At 59.4% G+C, this 12,355-nt stretch carries 3 protein-coding genes and 4 pseudogenes; 4 read left to right on the forward strand and 3 right to left on the reverse strand.

Going from position 1 to position 12,355, the window contains the following annotated elements:
* Positions 1–2 precede the first annotated feature (2 nt).
* The 3 genes from ACFQJD_RS08135 to ACFQJD_RS08145 form a co-directional block, all read right to left on the reverse strand.
* The gene (locus tag ACFQJD_RS08135; RefSeq protein WP_379797447.1) at positions 3–1,385 is read right to left on the reverse strand and encodes a PAS domain-containing sensor histidine kinase; all 1,383 of its coding nucleotides are present in this window, start codon (positions 1,383–1,385) and stop codon (positions 3–5) included.
* Positions 1,386–1,399: 14 nt separating this feature from the next.
* Positions 1,400–2,206, reverse strand: a complete 807-nt coding sequence (locus tag ACFQJD_RS08140) for a response regulator (protein ID WP_379797449.1) — start codon at positions 2,204–2,206, stop codon at positions 1,400–1,402.
* Between the two features lie 64 nt (positions 2,207–2,270).
* Complete coding sequence (locus tag ACFQJD_RS08145; protein ID WP_379797451.1) at positions 2,271–2,918, reverse strand: helix-turn-helix domain-containing protein; 648 nt, start codon at positions 2,916–2,918, stop codon at positions 2,271–2,273.
* Between the two features lie 427 nt (positions 2,919–3,345).
* Here ACFQJD_RS08145 and ACFQJD_RS08150 point away from each other — a divergent pair.
* From ACFQJD_RS08150 to ACFQJD_RS08165, 4 pseudogenes are all read left to right on the forward strand, one after another.
* Positions 3,346–4,108 (forward strand): annotated as a pseudogene (locus ACFQJD_RS08150) (hypothetical protein).
* Positions 4,108–7,853 (forward strand): annotated as a pseudogene (locus ACFQJD_RS08155) (hypothetical protein). Before ACFQJD_RS08150 ends, ACFQJD_RS08155 begins: the two co-directional pseudogenes overlap by 1 nt.
* Positions 7,850–8,455, forward strand: a pseudogene (locus ACFQJD_RS08160) (BREX protein BrxB domain-containing protein); the annotation flags it as partial. The pseudogenes ACFQJD_RS08155 and ACFQJD_RS08160, both read left to right, overlap by 4 nt.
* 10 nt (positions 8,456–8,465) lie before the next feature.
* Positions 8,466–12,345 (forward strand): annotated as a pseudogene (locus ACFQJD_RS08165) (hypothetical protein).
* Positions 12,346–12,355 lie beyond the last annotated feature (10 nt).

The raw sequence follows: 12,355 nt of genomic DNA on the forward strand, positions 1-12,355 counted from the left end.
TTCTATTCATCAGTCGAGGTGGTCTCAACCCCGGTAATGTCGAACCGTGCCCCACCGGCCTCACTCTCCGTCAGCCCGACATCCCAGCCGTGTGCCTCGGCAACTTGTTTCACAATGGATAGTCCGAAACCTGTCCCATCTTCACTAGCCGAATAGCCGGCAGTAAACACGCTATCACGTCTCTCTTCGGGGAGACCGGGACCATCATCTTCGACGTAAAATCCATCGTCCATTGTACCGACGGTAACCGTTACCTCGTTACCACCATGTTCAATCGCGTTTCGGAATAGATTTTCTAAGAGTCGACCAAGCCGGTCATCGTCTGCCTCAATTGTGGCCGTCGAGAAACCGTCATCTGCGTAGTGTAACTCAGCGTGCGATGCATTATCAGCGACGATGTTCCACGCGGTGTCTATCGTATCGTGAAGTACGACCGCATCCAACGAGCCGATTTCTCGTCCTTCACGGGCGAGCCAGAGGGCATCCTCAGTAAGGCGATCCATGCGGTCTAATGCTGTCTCGATAACAGGGAGATGTTCGCTATCACACTCTTCTTGTACGAATTCTAATCGCGCTTCAGCGAGGTTCAGTGGATTCCGGAGGTCGTGGCTGAGAACACCTGCGAACTCGTCGAGTCGATCCCGTTCCCGCTGGAGAGCCCGCTCGTGCTCTTTGCGGTCCGTGATTTCATGCCCTTCTGGGACGAGAAATCGAACACTCCCTTGCTCGTCGGTCACGGGACGTACCGAGAAATCGATAATCGCCTCCCGGTCGGTCCCTTGGAGACGCAGCTCGTGATGGACGAAGTCTCCATCAGCCGCCCGTTCAACGGCGGACTGTGCCCGATCTCTGGTCGCTTGGGAGTTTTGGAACAACGGGAGCTCCCACATATTTTGCCCGACAACCTCGTCGCGGTCAAGGCCGCCGAACTCCAGTACAGTGTCGTTCGCTTCAAGCACTGTTCCGTCAGGCTCCAGCAAGCCAGTGAACTGATAGGTCTGATTGAAGACAGCCTCGTATCGTCGTCGCTGTTCGTCCTGCTCGCTAATATCCTTATAGACCCACAAATGACCATCTCCATCCGGAAGTTCGACTGGTCGGTAATCGCGTTCGAAGATGCGGTCATCATGGAACACTAATTGCTCGTTATCCGTCGGTTCACGGTCGGACACCAGCTGATTGATCCGTTCAACGAACCGGTTGGATTCGACGAACATATCGCTGACCTGCTCAGCCATCTGAACACAGTCGGCACCGTGGACATCTTCCGGCGCTCCGGGAAGCTCGAAGAGGTCAAGCAGGTGATCGTTCACCGCGAGCACGTTCCGGTCGGAATCTTCTGCAACGACGCCAACGGGAAGCGTTTCGAATAGAGTCGAGAGCACGGCGTTCGCCTGTGCTATTTCCTGCTGGCGCTCGCGTTGTTCGGTGACTTCGGCGAAGTAAAACCCGATTCCCCCTCATTTTTCGGATAGACGTCGATGTCGAACCAACCGTCGAGCTGGGAGAAGTATTCGATGAACGAAGTGGATTCCCGTGTTTCCATGACCTGTCGGTACTTCTCTTCGAATCGAGTGTCGAGCGCCTCGCTGAAGACTTCCCAGAAATCCCGCCCGAGGAGATACTCCTCATCCATCTCATAGAGTTCCTCAGCCTGCTGATTGACGAGGGTGAACCGCCAATCAGAATCCACCTCGACGATGGCATCCGTTACGCAATCAAGGACAGTTTGGAGCCGTTGCTCACGTTGTCGAACCGCCTGAGTAGCCCGGTAATGCTCGATGGCGTTCGAAACGGTATTGGCCAGCACGGTATACTGATCCGTCCCCGTTTGTTTCTGGAGGTACTCGGTGACTCCTGCCGAAATTGCGTCACTCGCAATTTCCTCGGTGCCTTTTCCGGTGAACAGGATGAACGGGAGATCGGGAAATTCGTCTCGAACCTCTTCGAGAAATTCGATGCCATTACAGCCGGGCATATCGTAATCGGAGATGACGCAGTCGAACGTCTGCTCGGAGAGATGGTCCAGACCGTTGCTGGCGCTGTTCGCCTGCACAATCTCGAATCGATCATCTGCACGCTCGAGGAAAATGCCGACCATCTCCGAGAGGTCGGGCTCGTCATCGACGTGGAGGATGCGGAACGTTTCCGAAGGTCGTCCTGCTTCGGCTGGGGGCTTCTGCTCACCTCTGAGCGTACGTTGCATATCTTAAATAGGAGAGCTGGAGGGATGCGACTTGCCTTTTCGTCAGAAATGTATTTATATACTATTATTTAAGTCGCATGAGCGTTCTGGAGATTAATCGTCGAGTTCCTCTCCGTAACCGAGACCCCACAGCCTGCGGTGAAATCCCCAGTTCGTCCGCGACGTCCTGCCGAGTCGCCTCTCGCGGCGAATCATAATATCCGAGCGTGTACGCGACCGTCATTGCTTCGCGCTGTGCTTCGGTCAGGTCGTACTCTTGGCCCGATTCTAACGGCGAGAGTGCGTGAAGTTCCGTAAGTTCCAGAGGAATATTATGGTCCCGACAGTATGACTGGAAGTCGGCGAGATCCTGTTGGGAATCAGCCCGAAATTCGAACGACCACTGGTTTTCTTTCCCGAGTGCAGAAATCAGGTTCACGTTGGTTTCGATAATTGCGGTTAAGACGCTCTCGTGCGCCAAGTCCCAGTGGATACGAATAAACACTTCTCCATTTACATTATCAACTACACGTATGTCTTGGATGTCCGGGTGTGTGACTTTCTCCATCGAGATATTTTCGATTTCGACATCCCGAACCCAGAAATACGGGATGATAAATTCATCCGTTGGAACGACGCGGTCTAATTCGATTTCGGCGGTAGGAAACTCTGCGAAGACGGCAGCTAGTGGAAATTCACCGTCAGTCGCAGTGAACGTCGCTTCAATTGCCATGGGCAATATATGGGCGACCATTGAAAAGATGTATTGGCTAATTCAATGTCGTCGATGTTTGTCTCCTACAATATTCGAGAATATAAATCCGAATGCAGTTCTAACTAACGGCTGTTTCAGCGGGAAAGGTATCGGATCAATAGGATTTCAACAGAGCCACCACTGACCAAGAGATTACCCGATAACGGCCGATCAGAAGCCGTCCGTTTCGGATGTCATCGTTACTCTGAGCTTTCAATCGGAGCCCATTTCGAATACGGTGTGTCCGTGTTCGGACTACCACTGGTGCCTTCCCATCACGTCCTCGCCTGGGCAATGACAAATAGTAAAGTAGGTCGGTTGACTCATCCATCGTATGAACACTCTCCCGGACGGCGGGGAGGGACCACCATCTCTCACCCGCGAATTCTCTCCTGAGGAGGTCAACATGGACCTGACCATGTGTGGCCTCTTACCCGAGCGGGCAGAGGAACTTGCCCAGCTATACCGAGCATACGGGACCTGGAACCAGGTCGAGGAAGTCTGGTTCGAGGAGCGGCGCGCGAACCGCAGCACCAGGGGTAGCTCACAGAAGATATACCGCGTCCTCACATCGCGGTTCAAGAACGCACCCGCTGCCTTCCGAACCCGCGTGATCTCCCCGCCGTATTGGATTCCTGTGCGACGTCGCGAGACAAATCCCAAGTGTTCTACCCATATCTCGTCGCTGACGACGTGCTCGTTCGCTATGTGGTCCACGAATACGTCCAGCGACTTTCGGCGGACTATCCCGACGCACTCGATTTCTCGAACGAGACACTCACAACTCTCCTGAATCAGTTCGAATACACGGACGGATCATCGTACGATTACGCTGACTCGACCACGGAGCGGTGGTGCGAGGGATTCCGATCGGTTATGCGCGAGATCGGCGTGTTGGAGGGCCAACAAACTGTCGTCGGGGCCCCTCCATCGCTGGGAGACGTTCCACTCCTCGTCGCTATGGGCTACTCGTACGAGGAAGGAGAAGACGACTGGTTCGAGTCACCAATTGGTCTCCGATACCTGTTCCAGCCGAGCGATCGGTGGGGGAACTCTACAACCGAGCGGCTGAGACCGGCGCGTGGGAATTCGTCGAATTGCATGGAAGTCTTCAACTGCGGCCGGCAGACGGGCCGTACTCATGGATCTCTCGAGAGGAGGCTGAATAATGGTCGACGAAACGTGGTTCGAAGACTTACCCGAGGATTTCGAGGAATCGGTACGCATCGATCGCGAGGACCAGTCCGAGGACGGACACAGACATCGAAAGCAAGCCATCGACTCGTACCACGTGACGGCCGACTCCCAGCGCTTCCTCGAGGACTTCGTCAACCGACTGCTCGGCGAAGCCGAGGATATGCGAACGGGATCGAATTACTGGCTCTATGGCTACTACGGGAGCGGGAAGAGCCACCTGCTAACAGTTCTGGATGGGCTGGTGGATACCCAGTGGGTCCAGAGTCGTTACGACGACGTCTGGACCGATCTCGTGCCGGACACGTCGACCGGAGCCGATCTCGATAAGTTGCGCGACGGCTGGGAGCGTGTTCATTCCGAGTACCACGTCATCCCGGTTTCGGTGAACTTGCTGAAATACCAGGGACAGAAGCAACGCAGCTTCAGTGAGATCGTCCTTCGACACGCCCACCAGAACCCCATCCTCACGGGCGTCGATGACAACGTCTCTACTGGGCTGTCGTCCCAACTGGATGTCGCGTACTTCGAGGACTGGTACCGGACGACCGACGCATGGCCGGAGCGACAAGATAGAGCAGCAGCAGTCGTCGATGGGGTGACGCCGAGGTCGCCGCGATACGAGTGGGAAACGGATGACCTTTGGACCGACGTCCAGCAGTACAGCGCGCTCTCCGATGTCGTCCTTCCAGAGCTCTTCGAAGAGGTAACGGGAACGCGCGACGGCTACACCGACCTCCAACCCTCGGATATTGACCCAGAAGAAGTCGTCAGTCGACTGGAGTCACTCCGACAAGCCCGTGAAGATAAGCGAGAGGACCCGGTCAAGCTCGTCCTCCTACTCGACGAAGTGAGTCTCTTCATCGGCACCGACTTCGAGCGACTCACCGAGCTTCAGACGCTCGCGGAGAACGTCGACGACATCGGTGGTGGGGACATCCAGCTCGTCGCAACGGCGCAGGCGAAGATCGAAGACGTCCAACCGAAATTCGCGGCTCACGGGGCCGACTTCAGTATCGTCAAAGACCGGTTCCCACACCGGTATCAGCTCCCGAGCAAACACGTCGGTGACATCGCCAAACGACGGCTCTTCCAGAAGTCAGAAACGGGCGAAGACGCGGTTCGGCGCATCCTCGATGATGCTGACGTGAAACCCCCGAATCGCTCGTTTACAACGATATCAAGCAGAACACGAAGCCGCCACTTGACGCGATCGACGACGAGGAACTCGTCGAGTTCTACCCGTTTCTCCCGTATCACGCGCCACTGTTCCTGGAAATCCTGTTCAACCTCCGTCGGGAGGCAAACGATCCGGCGAAGTCCATCTTCTCGGGGACTGCACGAGCCATTCTTGCGCTCATGCACGGGTTGCTCGACGACTGGGTCGACGAAGACGAGGAGGACCAGATCATCTCGCTGGTCGACTTCTTCGAGCTAATCGAGCCTGAACTGCGCGAAATTCTCCCGCAAGACATGCGGGTCGTCGAGGGTGCAGAAGAGACGACCGGCATCGCAGACGAGGTAGACGACGACGAGAGTGAGATTCAGGGATTCGACCTCGACGTCGCGAAGGCGGTGCTCTTGCTCCAGCACGTTCACGAAATCGTTCCCCTGACCGAGGGGAACATCGCGGTCGCCGTTATGGACGACCTGAACGGTCAGTCCTGGATCAGTACGACCAACCGAGTCGAGGAGTCACTGGATCGACTTCAGAAATTCATCCGGCCGACGCAGGACGAGAGCGGGCCTCGCTATCGGTTCGCGACGCAGGAAGAACGTCTCATCTACGACGAGACCGAGGAGAACGAAGCAACCCCAGACTGGGACGACGTCGTCGAAACACTAGACGACCATCTCTGGAGTCGCATCACACAGGCCCTGTCTCTCCCCGAGTCAGTTCCGTACGGTGAGTCCGGCGACGAGTACCCCGTTTCGTACCACTTCGAACTCGACGGAACGACCTTCGAGACCAGTATCGAATCCGAGGGCGGCTTGGATATCGACGTCGCTATCCACGGGGTTCGGCCAGACACCACTTCTGAACAAACTGATGAGGACACGCTGTACTGGGAGATCGACACCGATGGTCTCCAAGATCTCCGCAAACGACTGGTCGAGTGGTGGGCGCTTCGCGATGCGATTGCGACGCGCGACGCGCCACCCGCGGTCGAGCGAGACCTCGAGAAGCGTGCGAGCGCCGTCCGCAGCAAGCTGACCAGCGCGATGATGAGCGGTTCGTACACCGTGAAAGACCGGACGGACATCGGCGGCCTCTCGAAAGCAATTCAGGCCACGGTCGATGTCGCCTTCCCCGACGACTTCCATCCGATGATGCTCCAGGTCGACGAGAGTCGACTGCGCGAGCTACGCGAACTCGACAGCGATTCACCACTGCCCACGTGGGCGCGAACGATCCAGGTTCCTTCGTCGAACCAGAACGGAGGGCAAGGGAAACAGACGATCCAGCGGAACGTCATGTCCCTCACCGGTCGACAGCTGAAAGATCGCGACGAGGGGCTCAACATGAATACGGTCCTCGACGGCATCGTCGATAAGAAGCCGTTCTACGACGAAGCTCGTCCCGCTCTCTGTGCCATCGTCTGGGGATTCTGTCGAAAAGGGCGGCTCGTTCCCATGGACGAAGACGGCAACACGCTAGCAGACGAGGCCGTACTCGACCTCGACGGTCTCTCGACGACACGTCTGAAACTGCTCCCCCGAAAGCCGCTCGGGAAACTTCTGGAAGAGGGCGGATTCAAAGAAACGACGGAAACCGTTGCAGATGGCCTCATCAACCTCCAAGCGGCCAATCAGCGGATTCGATCGAAACTCGCTGGGATTCGCGAAGACGTTACCTTGGTCGCCGACACGGACGTTCGAACTGACGAAGTCGCTGGATTACTCGATGCGTTTACCGACGAGTTGACCGAGCGAATCGATGCTACCGATGACCGCATTTCGACCGTCAAATCACAAGGCGACGGTATCGAGGGCGTCATCGACGAGACGAACGAGATACGGGAGTGGGTCGAAGAGGTAACCGACGTCTGGAACCGCCGTCTTTCGACGCTGCAACAACTTGACGCGGTACTAACGATTTGGAACCGCCAGTTCGACTGGGTTGACGAGGACGCTCGATCTGCTCTCGAGTCTCGCTCGTCTGCAGTTTCGTCGTTCGACGGCGGGTGGTGGACGACCGATGGGTGGAGTACACTCTCCGGGGAGTTAGTTCCCGATCTCGCTCCCGAGCTTGACCGGTCGTGGAACGCGTTCGTTGACGAACGCGGCCTGCGTGAACTGGTCAATCGTATCGAGGCGCATCCGTGGGTGCTGCCGGCGACTGAGCTCCCCGCGGGCGTCCACATCGCCTTCGAAGGCGAATACATCACGCCGATGCGCCACCTCCAGCAGTGGTACGAAACCATCGAGAACGCCATCACGGCGTTGTCGAGTGATGTGGATTCGGACGTGATCGTCGAGGTGACGGACGACGTAGCGCAGTTAGAGCGCCTCGCCGACGCGGTCGAGCACAGTCCGGCTGAGTTGGATGGCCGGCTCGACGAACTGTCATCGATCGTCGATAATCGAACGCCCGACGACATCGATCAAATCGGTATCGTACCGGACGACCGACAGAAGCTGAATCGCCGCTTGGAGCGTCTTGTCGAACAACGAGAACTTGCAATCGAGGAGACGGACGAAGGGGTGATTATTCGATGAGCCAAGGTAGTTCGTCACCGTACCGCGAGTTCAAGGAGAAACTGCGGACGTTCGCGCAGGGGCAACACGGGATTCGTAATCCGTTCGTTATCGCTGCCGTCGACCCGGCGGTCGAGCACCAGGTAGCAGATCGCCTCGAGACCTGGGCGGCCGGTCGAACGGAACCACCAGAGATCCCCGACAACGTCACTGTTCAGCCAATCTGGCTCGACGAACTCCTCCCCCAGACCGACGTGTACAAACTCCTCGTCGATCTGGGCGATCCCCTGGCCACCCTCGACGACGAGACGTCGTCAGGCGAACGTACCGAGGAGACGATGCAGGACCAGCTCGCCGAAGAGCTCGTTCAGGGGATGATCGAGCACGAGCTCGGTGAAGCACAACTGGAGACCCAGAGCCACGTGGTGCTCCTGCTCAACCTCGGCAGTCTGTATCCGTTCACGCGTGCGTCAGAACTGCTCGACGAACTCGACCGACGGAACGTCAAGTCCACGGTCGGTATCCCGTTCCCCGGGGACGTCGTCGGCGGGAAGCTGAGCTTCTTCGGCGGCGAATCGCGGCACTACTACCCGGCCCACCAGATTGACAACCCAATTCAGGGGTGCATCTCCAATGACTATCGACGGGCTCTTCCACAGCGATCCGACTCGACAACTCGAAGAAGTACAGAAAGTCAACGCCCGCGAACGGGCCGAGACCGACGTCCGGGAGTTCTACGAAACGGATAGCGCCGAGCGGGTTCTCAGGGAACTCGGCGAGACTATTCAGACACATCCCGGTGAGGCTGCACGATTCCTCTACATTCACGCGACGTTCGGCTCGGGGAAGACCCACCTCCTGAAGCTGGTCGGCCTCCTCGCCGACGACGAGTCCGAGTTCGCCTACCTGGGTGACAGGCTGGCCGAACAGTGGCCAGGTTTCGATGAACTCCAGCGGTCCATTACTGACTCGCACGTCGACCGACTCAAGCCGGTCTTCCTCAATCTCCTCGACCGCGACGCGTCGAAAGAGCCCCCGCTGCCGTTCCTCGTCTTCGAGGCGATCGGACGCGAACTCGGGTATCCGACCGACCCGAACTGGCTGCTCGAGTGGGCCTGGACGCTCGATATGGAGTACACCGCGGAGCGGACCTCCGCGAGCCCCCCTCGAACTCTCGCGGGGACGACGGCGTCTGGGACGCGCTCCAGGATCTCGAGCACGACGGAAAGACGTTCGACGACGTACTCGACGAACGAGCCTCGCTCCGGAGTTGGTTCTACGAGGCGTTGCCGACGATGCCAGAGACGTCCGGGACGGAGTTGAACACCCGTTCGGGCGTGAAGACCTCGATCGAAACTGCAGAAGAGGACGTCGAGCCCGAGGCGTTCGACCCCGAGGATCTCGTTTCGCGCGTCGAGACGGCGATCGACGCCCTGAACGACGGGAGCAAGCAGACCGAGTTGCTGCTGGGCCTGGACGAGGTTGCCCTTTTCGTCGGCGACAGTCGCCATCGCTACCGCGAGTTCGAGGAGACGATGGAAGCGCTCCAACGTGGCCCGAACCCCGTTGTCGTCACCACCGGGCAGTATTCGCTCCCGGATACGCGCGAGAGTCTCGTCGGTGAGCCCCCTGAAGATCACTGGACACACCAACAGGTCCCGCTCGAAGGAGCAGACACGGAGATCATCGTCCGGAAGCGGTGGCTCCAGAAGTCCGATCCCGAGGGCAGAGAGCGTGTCGAGTCGCTAGTGGCGTCGATGCCCGATCTCACACTCCAGACGTACTCGTCGGTGACGAGCGCGGACCCAGACCCAATTGAATCCTACCCGTTCCGCGAGTACGACCTGTCGCTCCTGCGGGCGGTGATGCAGGAACTCATTACGCAGGGCCGCTCGACCGACCGAGACTACATCCAAGGGCGAGCATTACTCGTCCTGGTCAGATCGCTGTTCACCAAGTTCGGGTGGGCGTCGAAAGAGGAGGGCTCGCTCGTCACGTGGGACGTCCTGTTCGACCTGCTGGTCGAGGAGACGACGTACCTCCCGCTGTGGGTCCAGGAGATAATCGACAACACGCTCGTGCCCACGTTCGACGGCGACGAGGACGCCTGGGAGGTGCGCCTCGCGAAGGGGCTCTACCTCCTGAATCAGACGCCCGCCGTCCCCTCGACGCCCGAAAACCTCGGTCGGCTGATGGTCGACGACGTCACGGCGTCCGTCGACGACGTCGTCGAGCGAACCGAGTCGGGGCTGGAGACGCTCGTCGACAAGCAGAAAGTCCTCACCGAGACGAACGACGAGGGAGACGAAGTGTACACACTCGTCTCCGAGGAACAGGAGAGCATCCTCAGTCGCGCGCAGGACAAAGCCGCCAAGATTTCCCCGCACCAGCTGTCGGCGTGGCTGGAGACGCGGCTGCGCGAGAACGACGACTTCTTCCGGAGCGACGGGAGCCGCCACGAGGTCGACGTCGGCGACGAGCGCCTCGTTCCGCTTCGCTACGACTACTCCATCCTCGAACCGGTCGACCGGGCACCGTCGCCCGAGTACGACGCGCTTCGGGTTCGCGTGCTGGCAGACGATCCCGACACTGTCTCCGAGCAGGTCGAGACGTGGCAGGACGTAAATGACGGTCGCGATGGTGGCGAGCACGTCCTGATCACCATCGACGTGCCCGAGACGATGCTCGAACGGATTCGCAACGTCATCGGGATGGGACAGGTGCTGGACGAAGAGACCGAGTCACACGCGGAACTCGAGCGCGAACACCGCACCGACAAACGCCGCCTCGAATCCTCGGTGACCGAGATTCTCGAGGACGCATCGGTGTACACGGTCCACGAACACCGCGGCGCGCGCTCCAGCGTGTTGAGCGGCGTCGTCCAGGACCAGGTCGACGCCGTGTTCGGCTCGTCTCGGAAGACGCTCTCGCGGCCGCTCGTCGAGGTCGACGACGCGAAGTCGATGGCGACGTTCTTCCGCGGGAGCGGTGAGTGGCCGCTCTCGGACGCGGACGCCGCGATGCTCGGCGTCGACACCGCCAGCGCCGAGATCGCAGACACCGGGTGGTGTCGCGAATTCGCCGACACGTACGAATCACAGAAGTCAGTCGACGTCGAGACGCTCCTCCAGCAGACCCGGACGGCGAACGGCGACTACCGCGGAACTCCCCAGGAGTCGATCGCGGCGCTCCTCATCACGCTCGCGACTTCCAACGAGTCCGTCGCGCTCAAGCAGGACACCGAGTACGTGACCGACCCTGCCGCCATCGGTCGGCAGGTCCGGACCAAGGGCGGACTGACGTCACTCCAGGTTCGCTTCGGCGTCGAGATTATCGACCCGAAGACGGTGACAGAGCTCGTCACTGCTGTACTCGGGGAGGAGCCGGATGGGGACGGGCCGGACGAGTGGCTGAGCGAACTCGGCCGGTGGGTCGACGAGAACAGCGCGACCGTCAAACGCACGCTGAAGGGAGCGAACAGAGAGTTCGACGTAACGCTCGGTACGTTCGAGGCGACGATCGAGCCCGCTCTCGGTGGTGACGAACTGTCCACGTCCGACCTGGGAAGTGACGACGATCTCGACGCGGTGCTCGAGGAGGCGAAGACCTTCGCGGACGCCCGCGAGCTCTTCGGCGTCGAGGAAGACGGGACGACGCTCTGGGAACGGTTCAGCGACGAGCTGGACACGATGGCGTCGCTCTATCCGAACGCGTCGATCACCACCAGCATGCGGGCGACGGCGGAGAGCAAAACCGTCCCCAGTGTTGCGACGGTCGAGTCGCGGCTTCGGGACGCTGAGGGCATCGCGTCGACGAAACGTCGGCGCAGTACCGGCGAATCACGGGAGACACCACCACTGAATCTGACCCTGGCGCAATCTGCGACGACCTGAGCACGTGGCTCCGGTCGAACGAGGAGGACGTTCGAGAAATCGTCGACGCAGCCACCGACGAGTTCGACGACGTCGTGCTTGGCGATTTGGAAGCCGTGTTCGAGACGGCCTGGGACGGTGGGGATCTGTCGGAACGTGACCTCGTTGACTCCTCCGTCGTGCAGCAGGCCGAGACGTACGAGCAGATTCGCGACCTCTTCGACGACGCTGGTGGTGCGACCCTCTGGTCGCAGCTACAGGAGGCAGGGCGAGAACTGCGTGCGGAGCATCCGGACTCACCGACGACCGAGGCCGTCGAGACGGCGCTCGCCGCTTCGCGGCCACCGACGAAGCGACGTGTGCGCCAGCTCGTCGAGCGTGCCGAGGACCCGAAGCCGCCTGGTCCGGACGGCGGCGTCTGGGCCGAACTGCAGGCGGCCGCCGAGGAACTGCGTCAGGAGCTTCCGAACGCCGACGTGACGGATGAAGTTACGGCGGTCGTCGATGCCGACGAGCGGCCGAGTGAGGAACGCGTGGACGAGCTTCTCTCGGAGTCGAAGACGGTGTTGGAGCGGATTCGGGACGTGAAGAAACGGGTCGACGGGCTGGAGGACGGCAGTATCGTGTTGATCGAAGACTGAGCGGGGATCA

It is taken from the genome of Haloplanus sp. GCM10025708 (assembly GCF_042663985.1).
Classification (GTDB): Archaea; Halobacteriota; Halobacteria; order Halobacteriales; family Haloferacaceae; genus Salinirarus; species Salinirarus marinus.